This is a genomic window from Diplocloster agilis (assembly GCF_019042275.1).
In the GTDB taxonomy this organism is placed as follows: Bacteria; Bacillota; Clostridia; order Lachnospirales; family Lachnospiraceae; genus Diplocloster; species Diplocloster agilis.
Window position 1 is genome coordinate 1 of sequence record NZ_JAHQCW010000031.1, and the last position, 17,957, is coordinate 17,957.

17 protein-coding genes are annotated in these 17,957 nt (G+C 50.3%); 2 read left to right on the forward strand and 15 right to left on the reverse strand.

Going from position 1 to position 17,957, the window contains the following annotated elements:
• Positions 1-220 precede the first annotated feature (220 nt).
• From KTH89_RS16805 to KTH89_RS16865, 13 genes are all read right to left on the reverse strand, one after another.
• Positions 221-1,246 (reverse strand): LacI family DNA-binding transcriptional regulator, encoded by a 1,026-nt coding sequence (locus KTH89_RS16805; RefSeq protein ID WP_238722472.1) that lies wholly within the window; start codon positions 1,244-1,246, stop codon positions 221-223.
• A 146-nt stretch (positions 1,247-1,392) separates the two neighbouring features.
• Positions 1,393-1,821, reverse strand: a complete 429-nt coding sequence (locus tag KTH89_RS16810; RefSeq protein WP_158347063.1) for an RbsD/FucU family protein — start codon at positions 1,819-1,821, stop codon at positions 1,393-1,395.
• 183 nt (positions 1,822-2,004) lie between these two features.
• Positions 2,005-3,060: a substrate-binding domain-containing protein gene (locus KTH89_RS16815; RefSeq protein ID WP_238722473.1), complete on the reverse strand. Its 1,056-nt coding sequence runs from the start codon at positions 3,058-3,060 to the stop codon at positions 2,005-2,007.
• Between the two features lie 147 nt (positions 3,061-3,207).
• The gene (locus KTH89_RS16820) at positions 3,208-4,197 is read right to left on the reverse strand and encodes an ABC transporter permease (protein WP_238722474.1); all 990 of its coding nucleotides are present in this window, start codon (positions 4,195-4,197) and stop codon (positions 3,208-3,210) included.
• Position 4,198: 1 nt separating this feature from the next.
• On the reverse strand, positions 4,199-5,185 hold the full coding sequence (locus tag KTH89_RS16825) for an ABC transporter permease (RefSeq protein ID WP_158347066.1): 987 nt from the start codon (positions 5,183-5,185) through the stop codon (positions 4,199-4,201).
• Between the two features lies 1 nt (position 5,186).
• Entirely contained in the window at positions 5,187-6,698 is a 1,512-nt protein-coding gene (locus KTH89_RS16830; protein WP_238722475.1) for a sugar ABC transporter ATP-binding protein, read from the reverse strand.
• 67 nt (positions 6,699-6,765) lie between these two features.
• The gene (locus tag KTH89_RS16835; RefSeq protein ID WP_238722476.1) at positions 6,766-7,977 is read right to left on the reverse strand and encodes a hypothetical protein; all 1,212 of its coding nucleotides are present in this window, start codon (positions 7,975-7,977) and stop codon (positions 6,766-6,768) included.
• Between the two features lie 383 nt (positions 7,978-8,360).
• Complete coding sequence (locus KTH89_RS16840) at positions 8,361-9,392, reverse strand: LacI family DNA-binding transcriptional regulator (protein WP_158347069.1); 1,032 nt, start codon at positions 9,390-9,392, stop codon at positions 8,361-8,363.
• Positions 9,393-9,603: 211 nt separating this feature from the next.
• Positions 9,604-10,101 carry a heme-degrading domain-containing protein gene (locus KTH89_RS16845; RefSeq protein WP_158347070.1) on the reverse strand — a complete coding sequence of 166 codons (498 nt, stop codon included), beginning with the start codon at positions 10,099-10,101 and terminating at the stop codon, positions 9,604-9,606.
• A 26-nt stretch (positions 10,102-10,127) separates the two neighbouring features.
• Positions 10,128-11,132: a tryptophan--tRNA ligase gene (trpS, locus tag KTH89_RS16850; protein WP_238722477.1), complete on the reverse strand. Its 1,005-nt coding sequence runs from the start codon at positions 11,130-11,132 to the stop codon at positions 10,128-10,130.
• A 69-nt stretch (positions 11,133-11,201) separates the two neighbouring features.
• Complete coding sequence (locus KTH89_RS16855; protein WP_158347072.1) at positions 11,202-11,738, reverse strand: DUF5662 family protein; 537 nt, start codon at positions 11,736-11,738, stop codon at positions 11,202-11,204.
• Positions 11,739-11,922: 184 nt separating this feature from the next.
• The gene (locus KTH89_RS16860) at positions 11,923-12,591 is read right to left on the reverse strand and encodes a TraX family protein (RefSeq protein ID WP_158347073.1); all 669 of its coding nucleotides are present in this window, start codon (positions 12,589-12,591) and stop codon (positions 11,923-11,925) included.
• Between the two features lie 20 nt (positions 12,592-12,611).
• Positions 12,612-14,498, reverse strand: a complete 1,887-nt coding sequence (locus KTH89_RS16865; protein ID WP_238722478.1) for an alpha-amylase family glycosyl hydrolase — start codon at positions 14,496-14,498, stop codon at positions 12,612-12,614.
• A gap of 186 nt (positions 14,499-14,684) precedes the next feature.
• Between KTH89_RS16865 and KTH89_RS16870 the strand changes: the two genes are divergently transcribed.
• Together KTH89_RS16870 and KTH89_RS16875 are read left to right on the forward strand one after the other, a co-directional pair.
• Entirely contained in the window at positions 14,685-15,119 is a 435-nt protein-coding gene (locus tag KTH89_RS16870) for a DUF134 domain-containing protein (RefSeq protein ID WP_238722479.1), read from the forward strand.
• Entirely contained in the window at positions 15,097-15,498 is a 402-nt protein-coding gene (locus tag KTH89_RS16875; protein ID WP_238722480.1) for a NifB/NifX family molybdenum-iron cluster-binding protein, read from the forward strand. Before KTH89_RS16870 ends, KTH89_RS16875 begins: the two co-directional genes overlap by 23 nt.
• Positions 15,499-15,625: 127 nt before the next feature.
• Here the strand turns inward: KTH89_RS16875 and KTH89_RS16880 are convergent, their stop codons facing one another.
• Complete coding sequence (locus tag KTH89_RS16880) at positions 15,626-16,237, reverse strand: hypothetical protein (RefSeq protein ID WP_158347077.1); 612 nt, start codon at positions 16,235-16,237, stop codon at positions 15,626-15,628.
• Between the two features lie 51 nt (positions 16,238-16,288).
• Positions 16,289-17,944, reverse strand: a complete 1,656-nt coding sequence (locus KTH89_RS16885; RefSeq protein WP_238722481.1) for a putative polysaccharide biosynthesis protein — start codon at positions 17,942-17,944, stop codon at positions 16,289-16,291.
• Positions 17,945-17,957 lie beyond the last annotated feature (13 nt).

The window sequence follows — 17,957 nt, forward strand, 5'->3', positions numbered from 1 at the left end:
TGAACCGGGAACACATCACGTGTTCCTGGTGAATAGGCTCGGTTCCTGAACCCGGCTTTTCGATTTCACTTAGCGTATTCCAGCGCTAGCCCTCCGCGCCCCCAGGGAGATACAAAAGAACCCGGCCGCCCGGAGCGTCTCCGGATACTGCCCGCGGTTCCAAGCCCTAAGCGGCGGACATACGGCCTGCCCAATCCCGAGGAAGAACCTTCCGCATCCCCTACCACCCGAACATATCCCATTCGCTGCCTGCGAATTGATCTGTGGACCTGCGGATGACCAGATTGCATTTGAGTTCCACCTTGTTACCGGCATTTCCCTCCCTGGCTCCCATCAGGAGCTTGACAGAGGTTCTGCCCATCTGATAAGTAGGCACATTGATCGTGGTTAAGGAAGGAGCCACCATTGACGCAATACTCAGATTATCAATGCCGGTGACGGCAATGTCCTCCGGCACCTTTTTCCCCACAGAGAGGATCGCTTTGATCGCGCCGATGGCCATCTGGTCGTTGGCTGCCGCCACCGCGGTATAGTCGGAACGCCGGTCCATGATCCGCTTCATCGCCATGTAGCCGCTGCTGGGTGAGAAATTCCCCTCCTGGACCAGTTCGCTGTCATAGGGGATTCCCGCCTCCTGCAGGGCTTTGCGGTAGCCCTGAAGCCTTAGAAGCGCCAGCGGATTATCCATCTTTCCGGCGATGTGGACGATGCTTCTGTGTCCGGTCTCAATCAGATGCCTGGTCGCCTTGTACTGGTTATCCATATGGTCCACATAGACGCAGCCGATCTCCTCGTCCTGAATTTTACGCTCCATTAATACGATCGGAATCTTTTTGGGGACAAAGGCTTCCTTTAATTCGTCTAAGTATTGCCGCTCCTGCTCCGCCGTACAGACGGTGTCTATAATAACTCCGCACAGGGACTGGTTCTGTATCATTTGTATAAATTGTTTTTCCTTTTTGAAGTCGTAACCTGAATTTCCGAAAATCAGCGTATACCCTTCTTCCGTGACCGTGTCCACGATTCCGCTCAGCAAATTGGAAAAAAAGACGCTCGTTATATTAGGAAGAGCCACGGCTATAACTTTATCCTGTTTTTTCTTTCTCTCCGGCATTTGATATCCAATCTCAGCCGCCGCCTTCGTCACTCTTTCCCGGATTTCCTCACTTACATATTTGTCACTGTCACTTAACACGGCCGAAACGGTCGATAACGATACTTGTGCAACCCTAGCTACATCGCGCATTCCCGGCATCTGCTACAACTCCTCACTCCTGCATTTTCTTAATCCTAGCACGCTTGCCCCGGGCATGTCAAACCCATTCTTATCATGATAACAGACAATTCTTTTTATGATAATAGGCGCAGAAGATCCAAACTATATAAGACTGTCTAAATGACTCCCTTTTGCAGCATAATATTCGCATAGCGGGCGGTGGTTTTGGTCTGCACAATGACATAAGCGCTGCGGGCCGCCTCATAGAATGGAAGGCGGTCTATGTAACCGAATCCATGAAAGGCCTGCTCTTCGTCATATTTCCCGATCAGTTCCTGATACTGCTGCCAGATCCGTGGGGTTGGTTCTTCCGGGAGATGCTGCATCAGTTTTACCGGTTCCGGTACATAGCTGTCCAGCGGAAAGAAGGGCAGGATTGCTTCCAGCAGCTCCGGTATCTCCACACCGTCGGCCTTTATATAACGCTTGGCATTGGTAACGGCCGGGAAGTTGGCGTCCGCCAGGATCAGCACATCGCTGTGGCCCATCTCCATCATATGTTTCATCAGCTCCGCCGGCAGAATAGGCGGTATTCTTTTCAGCATGGCAAAATCCTCCGTTTTTGTCTGTGTAAAGAGGCCCCGAAGGGCTTATCTACCTGCTTCGGGGCCTCTTACCGTCTGTTTTTTAGTAATCAAACTGCTCTACATTGTCTTTGGTGATAACCAGGGGATCTCCCAGCAGCACTTCTCCGCCGTTGATGGAGGATGCCCCTAATCTGGTTGTCGTCATCTGCGTGGAATCTGCGGTGATATCTCCTGTCGCCAGCTGGTACGCCGCCTGCACCGCCAGATAGCCAGATCCATCGTATTCCACAGCACGCCGAATTTCAGAGGATTCTGCTCGTTGAGTATATAGGATTTCAACGCGTTGGGGGTCGCCACACCGGTCAGTACGATCTTGTCAACCGGAGGTTTGTTGGTGGATGCCTCATACTGGGACCCCAGGGCCGGAGCCGTCATGGAAGTGATTCCGAATGCGCACTGGATCTTATCTGCGCCTTCTCCCATTCTGGAGATCAGTGTGCCCGCCTGTGTCTGGGTCTCTACCTCGTCCGCGCCCGGATAATAGATATCGGAGTCGGGATTCTGCAGTTTCATCCAGTTGTATTCATCTGTTTTGATTAGTTCCTGGATGTTGCTGTTCCATGCCTCTACGTTGGTATCTGTCTTTGTCTGTCCCATGATTGCGATATTGACCGGGTTCTCGGGTCCGTATCCTTTTTCCTTTAATTCCGCAGCCGCGTTCTCTACCAGGGCCTTGGCCACTCCTTCATAGGAGGCCTGGTTGATAAACAGATCTCTGGCGTCCGGCTCTGAATCAGAGTCAAAGGTTACGATCTTGATCCCTTTTTCCTGCGCCTTTTTAAGCGTAGGGGAAATCGCACTGGCGTCCACACAGCCGACCGCTACCGCGTCGACTCCCTGGGCAATCCAGCCTTCCAGAAGGTCTACCTGTTTTTGATTCGTCGCCTGATCCTGAGGAGGGCCGTCATACAGAAGCTCCACGTCATAGCCCGCGTCCTTCAGTTCTTTTGCCGCGTCTTCCGCACCCACCTGGCACGCGTCCCAGTAGTTCTCACCCTTCATCTTCGGAAGTACCGCGATCTTGATCTTTTTCCCCTGGGTGTCCTTTTGGTCCGCGGGAGCCGCAGACTGCTCATCCTTTGTAGTCTGCGCCGGAGCCGGGGCGGATGTATCCGTATCTTTTGCCTTACCGCATCCTGCCAGAGTTCCAACCACTAAAATACCTGCCGCAAATAACGCTGTGATTCTTTTTTTCATATCTTCTCTCCTTTCTTCCATATGCCTTTTTTCTAAGGCATACGGGGATACCCGTAGGTATTTCATAAATGCTCCTATATATTTTCCTGTTTGAAACCAACAGGTAAATACCTATCACACGATCTATAGTATTTTCACAAATAACGGTCAGCCGGTCTTTTTCAAAAGCTCGGTTTTCACTTCCTTCAGCCGTTTGCTGCTGGTCCTTCTGTTTACGATCTCGTAGGCGATCAGACTGATAATCAAGATCGTCCCGTGGACAATCGTCTGGGTGTCAATGGGAATATTCAAAACGGTCAAACCGCTGTTAAGCACTCCGATGATCAGGGTTGCCAGGATCGTCCCCTTCAGATCGCCGGTACCTCCCAGAATACTTGTTCCGCCCAGCACCACGATAGTAATTACTTTCAGATTAATATTGGTTCCCGCGTCGTACCGGAGGCTTGAGAACCTTCCGATCATGATCAGCGCAGCCAGAGCGCACATCAGGCCGGACAGCGCATAGATCCGGATCAGCATTTTCTCGATGTCGACTCCGCAATACTTTGTGGCATTGCTGTTCAGACCGATTCCGAACAGCCTTCTTCCGAATGTGGATTTTGCCAGCAAGATATAAAACAAAACCGCACAGATCATATAAATAAAAATCTGAACCGGAATCCCCAGGAACAACTTACTTCCGACCGCTTCCGCAGCGGGAAACGCGTATACGCTGTCCCCTCCTGTCATCCCCCTGGTAAGCCCCAGGAACAGGAACATAGATGCCAGAGTGGTAACCATAGCCGGCACTTTCACTTTTGCAATGATGATCCCGTTGAACAGGCCGCAGGCCAGGCCCACCAGGAACGTGACGATTACACCGGCCACGCTTCCCATCCTGCCTGCCGCCATGGCGCCAACCATAGCGGAAAGTACCATAATATTGCCAACAGACAGGTCGATGCCGCCTGTTATGATAATCAGAGTCATGGGAAGAGAGATCAGTCCCAGCTCCACCACATTGCGCAGAACTACATTTAACAGATATTCCGGGGAGAGGAATACCGGGTTCAGGATGGAGATAGCCGCAAAGATGACGATCAGGATCAGCAACAGCGCAATATTAAAAGTAAATTTTAATTTTTTTACCGTTTTCATCTTATCTTCCTCCCGGCGCCGCCGATATCCGGCGTTTTTTCTTAATATTCACCGCGCTGGCCACCACGGACAGGATAATGATTCCGCCCATAATCGCGTCCGACCAGTCCGGGCTGATCCCCAGGTAATTGATAGCCGGGGATACCAGGGAGAGGATAAATGCTCCGATCACCGTACCGATCAGTTTGCCGCTTCCCCCGGCGGTGCTGGTGCCTCCCAGGACAACCGCGGCGATAAAGGTCATCTCTTTTCCGTTGGCCATGGTGGTCGTCACCCGCTGGCTGGCTGTGCCGATAATGACGGCGGTAATCCCGTACAGCGCTCCGGCGATGGTATAAGCGATCACGATGGTCCTGTCCACATTCACCCCGGCAAGGCGCGCCCCGTTTTTGTTATTGCCGATGGCGTACAGCTTTTTGGAAAACTTGGAATATTTCATAAAGAGCAGGCCCGTGACGATCACAACCAGCATCAGCACAGTGCTTGCCGGAAAGATACCGAAGAGCTTCGCGTCGTAGGCGAGCCACGTGAAAGTCGCCGGAAGATCGTAGATCGAACCGTTCACAGCCAGCGGCAGGACTCCCTGAAACAGCTGTGTGGTGGCAAGGGTCGCCACAATGGCCGGGATATGCAGTTTGGTGATAAACAGGCCGTTGATCATACTCAGCACGGCTCCCGCCGCCATCGTCACCGGTAAAAAGACCCCGATCGGCAGCCCCTGCTTGCCCAGGGACGCGGCGATGATACAAAGCACCGAGACTAACGCGCCCGCCGAGACATCGATGTTGGAAGTGATAATGATCATATTCATTCCCACCGCCGCGATCAATACATAATTGAAGCGGTTTAGCAGGTTCATCAGGTTGCTTAAGTCATAGAACCCTTTGGCAAAGACGGCCAGGAATAAGAGTACGAGGATTAAAAACAGCAGCAGATAAAATTCCGTGGTCATAAGCTTTTTTAAGTTTTTCTTCTGGCTATTATCCATGTTATTCTTCCCCCTCCCCTTCCAGCGCCGTTTTCAGAATCTTGTCCTGCGTGGCGTCTTGCCTTGAAAAGCAGCCGACAATCCTGCCTTCCTTCATGACATAGATCCGGTCACACATACCCAGCAGCTCCGGCAGTTCGCTGGAGATCATCAGAATCGTAAGCCCTTTTCCGGTAAGCTCACTGATAATTTTATGTATTTCCGCCTTGGCATTGACATCCACGCCTCTGGTCGGTTCATCTAAAACCAGAATCTTCGGCTGTATCGCCAGTGCTTTGGCGATGGATACCTTCTGCTGATTGCCGCCCGACAGGTTATTCACCGTAAAGTCCGGCGACGGCGCTTTGATCGTTATTTCCTTCATATATTCTGCCGCAACCGCGCTCTCCTTTTTCCGGTCGATGATTCCGAATTTGGAGAAATCCTTAAGCTGAGGCATCGAAATATTTTCTTCTATACTCATGTCCACAATCAGTCCGTATTTTCCCCGGTCCTCCGAGACATACACCAAGCCTTCCTTCATGGCATCGGTGTAATCCGAGATAGAAAGCTTCTTCCCATCCAGGATCACCTCTCCCTGAGCCTTGGGCGCCAGGCCGCAGACCGCTTCCATCAGTTCGGTCCGGCCCGCTCCGGCCAGTCCCGCGAATCCCAAGATCTCCCCTTTGCGCACTTCGAAGTTAATATTCTCCAAAAATCCCTCATCATAGAAATTCTCTACCCTAAAGATCACATCCCCCAGCTCGGTCTCTGTCTTGGGATAATAGTTATGCATGGTACGCCCGACCATGTCGGCAACCAGCTCATCCTTATTGGTCCCTCCCACGTTTTTCGTGGAAATATACTGACCGTCCCTTAAAACCGTCACCCGGTCGCAGATCTCAAAGATCTCTTCCAGCCGGTGGCTGATGTAGACGATCCCCATCCCCTCTTTTTTGAGGCTTAAAATTATGCTGAATAATGCGTCCACTTCCCGCTGGGTCAGCGAGGCCGTAGGTTCATCGAAGATCAGGATGTTGGCGTCAAACGTCAGGCTTTTCGCGATTTCCACCATCTGCTTTTGGGCCATCCCCAGCGTTTTGATTTTTGTGTCCAGATCAATCTTTGTGTTCAGCCGCTTGAATATCTCCCGGGCCTTCTCCCGCATTTCCCTGTAATTCAGAACCGGCAGAAATCCCAGTGTTTTTTTGCTGGTCTCGTGTCCCAGGAACATATTCTCCAACACGGTCATTTCTTCGAAGAGGCTGGTTTCCTGAAAAATTATGGACACCCCGCTTTTATAGGATTCCATGGGATTGGCGAATTTTCTGTTCTGTCCGTTTACGTGGATCTCCCCGGAATCGGGCTGATAAACCCCGGACAGCACTTTCATCAGCGTAGACTTTCCGGCGCCGTTTTCGCCGCAGATGGCATGTACCTCACCTTTTTCCAGGTCAAAGCTCACATCGTTTAACGCCAGGACACCCGGGAATGTTTTGACAATATTTTTTAACTCCAATACCGTTTCTCCCATAATAATTTCCTCCCACCTCCGAAAGCCCTCTTATGGACAGGGCTTTCGAAGTATTCATTTTCCCAATTTATTCAACGGTCAAGTCCGGGTTATCCGAGAAATGCTTCAGGATCACAATGGGGTCTGTGGAAGATGGATTCACGATCCGGATTCCTTCTTTTGCCGCTCTTTCTGTCACAAAGTATTCGTCATGGGTTAACTCGCCGTAATGGATCAGGGCCGGTGATTCGATTTCCCATGCGCCGAAGGTTCCATGCCCCTGCAGGCAGATCAGCCCGTAAGGCGCCGGATCTTTTACCACAACCGACTGTCCGGGCAGGACCGTCAGACGTTTCGCGCTTACATTTTCACATTTGTAACAGATCCATTCTTCCAGGAAACCGTCCGCCGCCATCTCTTCCATCGGCCGAACCGGCTTCGGACTCATAAAGTTGTGTTCATGGAAATCCGGGTCCACGTTTTTGTCCCAGTCGATAACATCCAGCAGGTACTCATAATTACCGATCTCTTCTTCCGGGCAGTTCTTCCAGAGCAGGTCCTGCTGCACCAGTTCCCCGTTCATCAGCACCGACTGGTACATGGCGTACACATCGGATGCGAACTGCGGCTCATAGGTACAGAAGGAACCGGGTGCGTGCATGATCCCGGGCGCTACGTTATATCCGGTATCCACTTCCAGTTTAAACGCTCTTGAGAGTCCCAGAATGTTGTTGTCTCCCTTTGTATAATTCATCAGGCAGCTGAGAACCTGTTCCTTTGTCGTCTCCGGATGGAAACCGAAAAACGTAAAGGGGAATTCTCCGCCGTGATTATTCAACTGCGCCGGGAAAAAGTACATCTCCGGCTTGCCGTCCGCACCCACGCGCGCCGCATGCTCCTGTCTGTGGTGGATGTGGTGGGGAAGCGGTCCCTGGTTGTCAAAGAACTTGGAAAACATGGCCCACCGGTGATATTTATTCCACAAAGTCTCACCGATCAGCTCCGGTCCCATCAGATCCACCGCATCTCTTAAGAGAATCCGCTCTTTTCCTTCCTCATCCACAACGATATAGCTCAATCCTTCGTCTTCCGGCGTCCCGGGGCCGTTCTCCGCCCAGGTCGTGGAGGAAAACCACCGCTCGTCGATGCCGCCCCGCATGCCCAGTACAAAATAATCCGAGGGATGCAGTTTAATTCTTCTTCCCGGTCTGCAATATACCCTCGGCACCCAGGTAGGCGCCAGCCGCAGAACCCCTTTTCCTTTTCCCAATGCTTTTTCGATCAGTTCTTTCTGATTCATACTTTCACTCCTTCCAATTTTTTGACCGTACCTGTTTTTCCGCAGAAAATGTTTTCTGGAATTCTGAGTTTCTCATAGTTGTTCGCTCATTTTTCTGCTTTCTTTCGATTGAATTTATTGTTTTACTAGGATTTTAAGGTATTTTTTATCATCCCTTCTAGTAAAATCATATTCTTTTAACGAACGTTTGTCAACACGCTCCGTCGTTTTCTATATTTTATTCACTTTAGCTGTCTGTTTTTATGCAATTTTCACATCATAATCAGGGGTCTATCAGAAAACAAATTAAATGTTTTCTGACAGACCCCTGTATGTTTCTCATATTTAGGATTCACAGTTGCATAGTTAACATTCGAAGCCTCAAATCTGCCGTTGTTTCCCTCTTACCATCCAAACATATCCCACTCGCTGCCCGCATACAGATCCGTAGATCTGCGCACGATCAGATTGCAGGGCAGTTTGACGCTGCGTCTCTTCTCTTTTGAGCGGTCCATCAGCAGCTTCACCGCCGTTCTGCCCATCTGATAGGTCGGAACATTAATCGTGGTCAGGGAAGGGGATATCATCGACGATACACTGAGGTTGTCGATGCCAACCACCGCGATATCTTCCGGAACCCGCTTCCCCTCGGACAGAATCGCTTTCATCGCCCCGATAGCCATCTGGTCGTTGGCCGCGAATACCGCCATGCAATCCGACCGGATTCCCAATATTTTCTTCATGGCAATATATCCGCTGTTCGGTGAAAAATCCCCTGAGGCGACCAGCTCTTTGTCGTAGGGGATCCCTCCCTCCTCCAGCGCCTTCCGGTATCCGTTCAGACGCAGAACCGTAAGCGGGTTATTCGCCTTTCCCGCCACATGCGCGATGCTGCGATACCCCTTTTGAACCAGATGTTTGGTGGCCTGGTACGCGTTATTCATATGATCCACATAGACGCTGCCGAAATTAGGCTCCTGAATCTTGCGTTCCAGCAGAATCACCGGGATATCTTTGCTGCCAAACGTTCTTCTGAGTTCTTCAAAATAGGCGTTTTCTTCCGTAATCGGACACACCGTATCGATCATAACTCCCTGCAGGGATTGTTTTTGAATCATAGAGATGAATCGTCTCTCCTTGGAAAAATGGTACCCGGAATTGCCAAAAACCAGTGTATAGCCCTCATCCGTGGCCGTATCCTCGATCCCGCTTAACAGGCTTGAAAAGAAAGTGCTCGTTATATTCGGCAGAACAACCGCGATTACCTTCTCCGCTTTTTTCTTTTTTGCAGGACAGCGGTATCCTATCTTGTTCGCTGCCAACAGCACTTTATTTCTGATTTCTTCACTGACATATTTTTCGCTGCCGCTGAGCACGGCAGACACGGTAGACAGCGATACGCCCGCTTCCCTGGCCACTTCACGCATCCCTGGCATCTTCCCACCTCATTTCGTACATTTTCTTCACCCTACCACGTTAGCGAACGTTTGTCAAGTGTTATCCACCGGAGCGAAACGATAACCATACAAAAGGGAACCGGCGCAAGGCTTGGTTCCATCCCCGCGCCGGTTCCCACCGGTTCTTTGTCAAATCCCTGAAACTGCTTTTAAAAGCTCAGGCTGCCAGCCGGATAAGCTGTGCCGCGTGCTATATCAGCGCACGGATTCTGGGCACTTCGTCCACATGCAGATATTTACTGATGCATTTTACCACAAGATCGTGATCCGACACATGATCCAGCCCGGATACAAGCACGGAACCTATCACGCCGACCTCTTCCACCCGGATCGGGAAGCCGCCGCCGCAGACCGCATAATCCTTCGGATCCAGGAACCATTCCTCGATCGTCTCCTGTGTTTTCTGTAATTCCATATATACGTGCAGGCTGCTCTTTTCCAGCACTTTAACCGTGTTGTGTTTTCTTCCCATCCAGTTGTCGTTGTGCAGGTTGGTTCCGTCAAACCCATACTGAAATACCGTATACCCATTGTTCAGACGGATACTGCACGCTATGGCCAGTCCTCTTCTGGCCGCTTCCGACACGATTACATTTCCCAGCTCCCATGCATCCGCATTGGTAAAATGGCTGAACTGCAATATTTCCTCCTGCATTTCCAGTATCCTGATCACTTCATCAATCGTCATTTAAAGTACCTCCTGTGCTTTTTATTTTACCGGATCCGGTCCGGGAAGCCGACCTTTCTTTGCACCTTGCGTAACGTCTTAGTCGCAAAATAATTTGCTTTCTCAGCATTCTCTTTGATGATGCCGTCGATAAACGCTTTGTCTTTGCTCAGCTGGGCAAAACGTTCCTGTACCGGCCTCAAGTGATCCGCCACCGTTTCGCCTACCGCCAGTTTGAATTCGCCGTATCCTTTTCCGTCAAATTCCTTCACCGCCTCATCCACGGTTTTCTGCGTAATCGTGCAGTAGATATCCAGCAGGTTCTTAATACCCGGTTTTTCCTCTGTATAGATGATTTCTTTCCCGGAATCCGTTACCGCCCGTTTGAATTTGCGGATGATAGCGTCCGGATCATCCATAAGATAGATGCTGCTGTTAGGATTCTCATCTGATTTGCTCATCTTCTTCGTGGGATCCTGAAGGCTCATGATCTTGGCTCCGGTCTTCCCGATATAGGGTTCCGGTATGGTGAATACGTCCCCGTAAATATTATTGAACCGCTGGGCGATGTCCCTTGTGATCTCCAGATGCTGCATCTGGTCGATCCCCACCGGAACCACATCCGACTGGAACAGCAGGATATCCGCCGCCATCAGCACCGGATAGGTGAACAGGCCCGCATTGATATTATCCGCATGCTTCTGGGCCTTATCCTTAAACTGGGTCATCCGGTTCAGTTCGCCCATATAGGTAAAACAGTTCAGAATCCATGCAAGCTCCGCATGACCGGATACATGAGACTGGTAATACAGGCAGTTCTTCTCAGGGTCCAGACCTGCGGCGATATACAGTGTCAGAAGATTCCTGGCCCTCTTGCGCAGCTCCGCCGGGTCCTGCCGGATCGTAATGGAGTGCAGATCCACTACACAGTAGAAACATTCATATTCATCACTTAAGGTCACCCAGTTTTTCAGGGCTCCCAGGTAATTTCCAAGAGTCAGCGTCCCTGTTGCCTGCATGCCGCTGAATAATACTTTTTTGTCGTTCATCATCGCTTGAAACCTCCGTTTTTTCATTCATAATGATTGACAGAACGCCCTATGCGCATTCCGTATGTAATCTTATTTTTTCTTCAGTATTTCCTTTTTTATATATGCAAAGGTCTTATCCTCGCCCATCTCCGCCAGCATATGCAGAAACCGTTCCAGCATTACCCTTGTCTCCGGATGGATCAAAGAACCGATTTTTCCCTTTTCATAATACAGCAGAGGGCTGGCGTCGGTATATTTTTCTTTCTCGTATATTTTCGACGCGGCTATCCTGTCCATCAGCATTTCCACTACATATCTGGTGGGCATCTTACAGCCCTCCAGCAGCCGTCCTTTTCCAAGACTGTAATCGATCCAATACTCAAAATGGTGCTTGTTGCGCCCCTTGTGGTGCAGCCAGGCGGACGAGTATCCGATCTCTTCCCGCTCCGCGTTATTCGGGCTTCGATTTCCCTGAAAATATTTGCAGCCCACCCGAAACTCTGTGGGACTGTATTTCGACATGTCATGGAGCAGTCCCTGCCTGTAAAGTCCTACCCGGAAACAGCCTTTCATGACCAAATATTTGTGATGTGTAATTGTACAAAAATGTTTCCATGCATTTCCCATGTTCATTAACTCCGCTCAATTCTTTCTGTCACCGCGCGTCCGCGCGAAATAAAGCGCTCCGGCGCAGATATAATGTCTGACGACATTATACCATGATTGCACGCAATCATGATTCCTCCGGTGGATGCACACTCCGCGCCAAGGAAGGCGCTCCGGCGCAGATATAATGTCTGACGACATTATATCATATAAATATGCGTATGAAACACAAAAGCAATAAATGTGCAGGATAAAATACATAAAAGAAATATTTCATCTTAGGCCCACGCTGTCCGTTATACAGCCAGATGGGAAGAATGGATATAATTGCAAAATTCTGTGTCCCCCCGAACATGCCCCAGTCCAGGAAGGCCAGAGAGGCCGCCTGCCCGATTATGGACGTCCGGAATACGTAGAAGGCCAGGATCAGCAGCACACCCATCATATTGTAATCTGTCATAAAAAAGTAGGCAGCCATGCAGGCCAGCACAGTCATCAGCATTCTCCACCACACTTTCGGCGAATGCTCGATGAGTATCAGCAGCAGCAATCCCAAAAGCAGTGTGAAGAACACATTCTGCTGCGCAAAAACATTCGTCTGGCCAATGGCCAGATAGATCGCCAGGTCGAAAGGTCCTTCTGAGATCACGGCGAACAGCAGCAGTCGAAGCGCATATTTCTTACGGTCGTGGGTATGAAGAAATCCTTCCACCAAAAGAAAACAGAATATTGGAAAAGCTATCCGGCCTATAATTCTTGGTATATTATTGTATGGAAAAAATATCATTCCCGTATGGTCAATCACCATCGTTATAATGGCGATCCATTTTAAGGTAAAACCGTTGATCCCTATTTTTTCTCTGATCTGTTCCATTATGTTTCCCCAGTTGCTCTTTATTTGCCGATCAGGACCATAACGGTCCTTTCTTTTACCGTAATCATTTTTTGTGTCTCAACCGCCGGCTCAAGGCCCGATTCATAGAAACCTCCATCCACAGCGTTGGAAGTATCCGCGGCGATTCTCCAGATCTTCCCGTCCGGCAGCTTCGGAAGAGCGAACTCATGCTCGATCCAATGCATATTATAAGCCACGTAGAAGAAATCATCCTCCTGCCGGTCCCCGGTTTTTGCATATTTCCCGCAATACATAAGCCCGATTTGTCTGCTGAATGGCTCGAACTCACCGTACCATGCTTTTTTACCGTGATAAGACAGATCCGGATAGCCGCAGGCCATATAATCCATGATCCGCAGCTCCTCTGTCCTGTGCAGAACCGGATGTTCCTGGCGCAGAGCGATCAGTTTCTTCACATAATCGAAGATCTCCCTGGCATCTTTCGTTAAGTTCCAGTTGATCCAGGCCGTATCATTGTCCTGGCAGTAGGAGTTATTATTCCCCTTCTTCGTCTGCATCAGCTCATCTCCACTGAAAATATAAGGCGTTCCCTGGCTTAACAGCACAAAACTGAAGGCGTTCTTCATCTGCCTCATCCGAAGCTCTCTCACCGCTTTTTTACGGCTGGGTCCTTCAACCCCGCAGTTCCAGCTGTAATTATAATTCGTCCCGTCCCGGTTATCCTCTCCGTTTTCTTCGTTATGCTTTCCGTCATAGGATACCAGATCCCGAAGGGTAAAGCCATCATGATTTGTTATAAAATTGATCACGCCCTGTCCGGATGGATTTCTCCGAACCCGCCAGGTGAACGCGTCCAGCATATCCTCATCACCCTTTAAGAACCGTCGGGCATCCACCAAAAAACCGCTGTTATACTCCGCCAGATTCTTAAACTCCGGCAGCGCGCCCTCCGGATATACCTCTTCTACGGGGAAACCTTGATACATAAGCTTCGTCCGTGACAGGATCGGATCGGCAGCCAGCAGTCCGGCCGGAACGTCCTCCCCGTTTAAATGGATTCCGTCCAGATGATAGGAAAGTACCCAATGTCTCAGGCAGCGCAGCATCAGTTCCACCCCGGTACCCTTTGGAAAATAAAACTCCATGGAGATCTCGATTCCATGCTGATGAAGCATACGCACCATATCCCGGAATTCCGTCACCGGGTCAGAGGATGCGGCATAGGAGGTTTTCGGGGCGAAATAACTGCCCGGACCGTAACCCCAAGTATTCAAGCGGAAAGATTCCTCCGCCTTTTCCGCGTCTTTCCCATAATAACCTGCGGATCTGCGGCTCAGGATTTCATCAAACTCATAGGACGGCATTAGTTCTATATGATTGACCCCCAACTCTTTGAGATACGGGATTTTCTCCGTAATCCCCCGGAAAGTCCCTTTATGTTTCACCCTGGAAGAAGGATGCATCGTAAAATTGCGGACATGCAGGCCGTACATGACGGTATTTTCATAGGGAATCTCCAATGGCCGATCCCCGTCCCAGTCATAATCCGAGACGGCGAAACCGCAGCGGACAAAACCGCCTTCCTTCTGTTTCACAGGCTCGCCGAAATGTTCTCTGCCCAGTATCCTTTTCGCATAAGGGTCCAGAACAATCTGATGACCGATTTTGAAATTATACTCGTACTCATCCGCCGGAAAGTCCCGGATACCAAGAGCATATACATTACCAGCCCTGCTCTCCTCCGGAAAAGGGATCTCCATCTCCGTATGTGCCTCATCCTTATGATACAGGATCAGGGCGCACGGCTGCCCGCCCTCTGCCGCCACCGCAAAGTTCATACAGCCATCCACGTAACTTGTACCAAGCGGCAATGTTCTGCCCATCTGTATCATATTCCGGAATTCTTTCTTGGTCTCCATCTTCATGCCCGCCCTTCTTCCGTTTTTTGTGATTCCTGACAACAGCCCATGAATAAAGTTATTATATCATTTTTTCCCACTTTTTGTATACTCTTTTATGGATGCGGAAAATCCATGCGGGAAAGTTATTGACATATGTCATTAACAGATGTATACTACTGATACAAACCCAAGAGAACAGGAGGAGCTTTTATGCCGCGTCCATCAAAATGCAGGAGGATCTGTACGCTTCCTCGGACAAGCCGGTTCGGGCCGCCGGAGCCTTCGGATGATACCCCTAAGATTTTCATGACTCTGGATGAATTCGAAACGATCCGTCTCATTGATTATCTGGGCTATGACCAGGAAGACTGCGCGGTTCAAATGGGTGTGGCCCGCACTACAATCCAGGCTGTTTATAACAGAGCGCGCCGGAAGCTGGCTGAAACGCTGGTCACCGGGAGTGTTCTTCAGATCGAGGGCGGCAACTATATGCTCTGTTCTCATTCCGGCGACTGCTGCGGCAAAAACTGCGGGGAACATTCCTGCCATGGCCGCCGCTGCCAGGGAGAACCAACAGCCGGGCAGACAAAAATTAACAGAACAAAAAATGGAGGTTGTAAACATGAAAATTGCAGTAACTTATGATAATGGCGAGGTATTTCAACATTTTGGACACAGCGAACAGTTCAAAATCTATGAGACGGATTCCAATTCCATTCTCTCCTCTCAAGTGGTGGACACGAATGGCAGCGGCCACGGGGCTTTGGCGGGCTTTCTGAAGGACCACGGAATCGAGGTTCTGATCTGCGGCGGTATCGGCGGGGGTGCAAGAACCGCTCTTGCGGAAGCAGGCATCACCCTTTATCCCGGTACGAAAGGCAGCGCGGATGAACAGGTGAAAGCTCTTCTGGCCGGGAATCTGAATTATCAGCCCGACACCGTATGTGAGCATCATGATCATGCCCACGGGGCAGGCCATACCTGCGGGGAGCACGGCTGTAAGGATCATGGCGCAGCGCATTAGGAAAAAAGGTGTCTGTCTCCGGAGGTTGGCTTGAGCAAGCCAGCATCCGGGGACAGGCACCTTTCTCCCCTGGTTTCTTTTTTGTCTTACGTTATTGCCGAAAGGAGCCAGTCCCCTCCCTTCAGGTCTAACTTGAGTAGTTCTCCAGGAAATTGTACAATTGCTGTATGTCCGTAATGTAATTTCCCGATCTTATTTGCTTCTGGATCTCTTCCGGAAGAATTTCCACTTTGATATCCGTGTATTCATAGACCGTCTTTTTATCCATGTAATAGACCGTAATGTACCCATTTTCCTCGATCAGATAATATTTGTAATCCTTAGCCGGCGGCTGGTAAGTCTTGCGCAGCACGATCCGGTCCTTTGAAAATGAGATCAGCTCAAAGGAAGTAAGCCCTTCCTCCAGGTCCTCGATGTCCGGCGCCTCTTCATAGGTTTTGAGGTATTCAATCAGTTCCTCTCTGGTTTTGCCTACGAATTCCGCCGGTATGTTCTTTTTCTCTTCCTTCAGGGAATAATCGGTTGCGTTGTAATGTTCCAGGACGTATTTGGTGGTATTGGTAATCCGGTCCTGGTCCATGGTATCCACAGTCAGGAATTCATTGCCGGACGGATCCGTATCACCGATCCCGGACAGATCGATATTGTCCAATTTATATAAAGAATAGCGGTAGCTGCCGTATACGATTCCTGCCAGCAAGACCGCCGCAATGCAAAGGCCGATACCATATTTTTTCATAGGATTTCCTCCTTTTTCCATAGTATCGGCCTGAATTTATGAAAATATACCTTAGAGAATATGCATTTTTTTTGCGATACGGGCGATCAGGTTCCCTTTGGGAAAATTCTGAAGTTCCTGCTCGTTCACACCCTTTAACAACAGCAGCACGCACATATAGATCAACGCGCCCAGAACGATAGCGATCAATACGCTGACCGTGTTGGATTTTATAAGCTTCATCAGCCCCGTATAGATCAGGAACACGGCGATTCCCATCACCGCGGAGGACAGCGCCGGTATCACAAACGTCCGTCGTATCTCCTGCCGGTATCCCATGTGCTTGCGGATCGCCAGCCCGTTCAAGATACACATCATCAGGGAGAAGAAAATGTTCGCCCAGATCACCGCTTTGATATCCATATGGAATACCTGGAGCAGCAGAACCAGGAAAGCCAGGTGGGTCACCAGCGAAATCGCCGCATTGCGCACCGGAATACGCATCCGGTTAATTCCCTGTAGGATGCCATTGGTCAGGGTAGACAGGGAGTAAAACACCACGGATACCGCTCCCAGCCGCAATAGCTGCGCGGGCAGCTCGCTGGAATCGTGGAACAAAAGCTGCTGAACCGGCGCGGCCAGCGCAAAGAACCCCGCAGCACAGGGAATCGTCAGGATCATGGTAAAACGGATAGACAGATCCGTCCGCTTCTTCACCATCCCCGTCGCCCCTTCCGCCATAGCTCTTGTGAGCACCGGAACCGTGGACGCCGCCATAGCCGATGCGATAGCGATGGGGATGTTCGTCAGCACCTTGAACTTGCCGGAAAAAATTCCCCACTGGGTATCCACCATCGCCGCCTCGAAGCCATTGGCATACATGAGATTTTTAAAAACTCCCTGATCCAGTATCCCGCTGATATTATAGACTGCCGTGCTAAGCACCACAGGTACAATCGTAAGGAACAGGATCCGGTAAACTTCTTTATAAGACTCCTGCTTTCTGGTGTGGTCCTTGGCCATGGCCCGCCGGTTGACCCGCCGGTAAAGGCTCCAGATCCACATCAGGAACAGCATCGTAACCAGGGATGCCGCCACCACGCCAAAGGTGGCGCCCGCCGCGCCGTAAGCGGCTCCCCAGACTTCACTTCCTAAGATGGCGCTGATCTTCATTCCATACCGCACCATGTAGTACGCGGCAAGCAAACCTACAGCCGTCTTAACGACCTGTTCAATGATCTGGGAGACCGCGGTGGGCATCATGGTACCCATCCCCTGGAAATATCCGCGGTATACTCCGATAAACGCCACCAGCACAATCGCCGGCGCGATCACCTTCAAAGCCATGGCGCTCTCCGGCGTAGACAGGATCTTGCCTGTGAAAAAGTCCGCCCCCAGATATGTAATTACCGCGATCACCGTTCCAATCATACCGGCAAAAACCATAGCGCCCTTATAGATCCGCTGCGCATTTTTCCTCTGTCCCGCTCCGATCCGGGCGGCTACCAGTTTGGACACCGCCAGCGGCAGGCTGTAGGAGGAGATCAGCAGCATCATCGAATACAACTCAAATGCACAGGAATAATAACTGTTTCCCCTGTCTCCCAGGATTCTGGTCAGCGGGATCCGATAGACAGCGCCTATCAGCCGCACGATAATAGATGCGGCCGCCAGGATACTGCCCTGTACCAGATAATTAGATTGCCTGCGTTTTCGTCCTGTTCCCATAGGACACCTCTGT

Bases quoted from the DNA above. Each gene is read 5' to 3' on its own strand.
- KTH89_RS16805 (WP_238722472.1), bottom strand. From the start codon at position 1,246: ATGCGCGATGTAGCTAGGGTTGCACAAGTATCGTTATCGACCGTTTCG.
- KTH89_RS16810 (WP_158347063.1), bottom strand. From the start codon at position 1,821: ATGCTGAAAAGAATACCGCCTATTCTGCCGGCGGAGCTGATGAAACAT.
- KTH89_RS16815 (WP_238722473.1), bottom strand. From the start codon at position 3,060: ATGAAAAAAAGAATCACAGCGTTATTTGCGGCAGGTATTTTAGTGGTT.
- KTH89_RS16820 (WP_238722474.1), bottom strand. From the start codon at position 4,197: ATGAAAACGGTAAAAAAATTAAAATTTACTTTTAATATTGCGCTGTTG.
- KTH89_RS16825 (WP_158347066.1), bottom strand. From the start codon at position 5,185: ATGGATAATAGCCAGAAGAAAAACTTAAAAAAGCTTATGACCACGGAA.
- KTH89_RS16830 (WP_238722475.1), bottom strand. From the start codon at position 6,698: ATGGGAGAAACGGTATTGGAGTTAAAAAATATTGTCAAAACATTCCCG.
- KTH89_RS16835 (WP_238722476.1), bottom strand. From the start codon at position 7,977: ATGAATCAGAAAGAACTGATCGAAAAAGCATTGGGAAAAGGAAAAGGG.
- KTH89_RS16840 (WP_158347069.1), bottom strand. From the start codon at position 9,392: ATGCCAGGGATGCGTGAAGTGGCCAGGGAAGCGGGCGTATCGCTGTCT.
- KTH89_RS16845 (WP_158347070.1), bottom strand. From the start codon at position 10,101: ATGACGATTGATGAAGTGATCAGGATACTGGAAATGCAGGAGGAAATA.
- trpS (WP_238722477.1), bottom strand. From the start codon at position 11,132: ATGATGAACGACAAAAAAGTATTATTCAGCGGCATGCAGGCAACAGGG.
- KTH89_RS16855 (WP_158347072.1), bottom strand. From the start codon at position 11,738: ATGGGAAATGCATGGAAACATTTTTGTACAATTACACATCACAAATAT.
- KTH89_RS16860 (WP_158347073.1), bottom strand. From the start codon at position 12,591: ATGGAACAGATCAGAGAAAAAATAGGGATCAACGGTTTTACCTTAAAA.
- KTH89_RS16865 (WP_238722478.1), bottom strand. From the start codon at position 14,498: ATGAAGATGGAGACCAAGAAAGAATTCCGGAATATGATACAGATGGGC.
- KTH89_RS16870 (WP_238722479.1), top strand. From the start codon at position 14,685: ATGCCGCGTCCATCAAAATGCAGGAGGATCTGTACGCTTCCTCGGACA.
- KTH89_RS16875 (WP_238722480.1), top strand. From the start codon at position 15,097: ATGAAAATTGCAGTAACTTATGATAATGGCGAGGTATTTCAACATTTT.
- KTH89_RS16880 (WP_158347077.1), bottom strand. From the start codon at position 16,237: ATGAAAAAATATGGTATCGGCCTTTGCATTGCGGCGGTCTTGCTGGCA.
- KTH89_RS16885 (WP_238722481.1), bottom strand. From the start codon at position 17,944: ATGGGAACAGGACGAAAACGCAGGCAATCTAATTATCTGGTACAGGGC.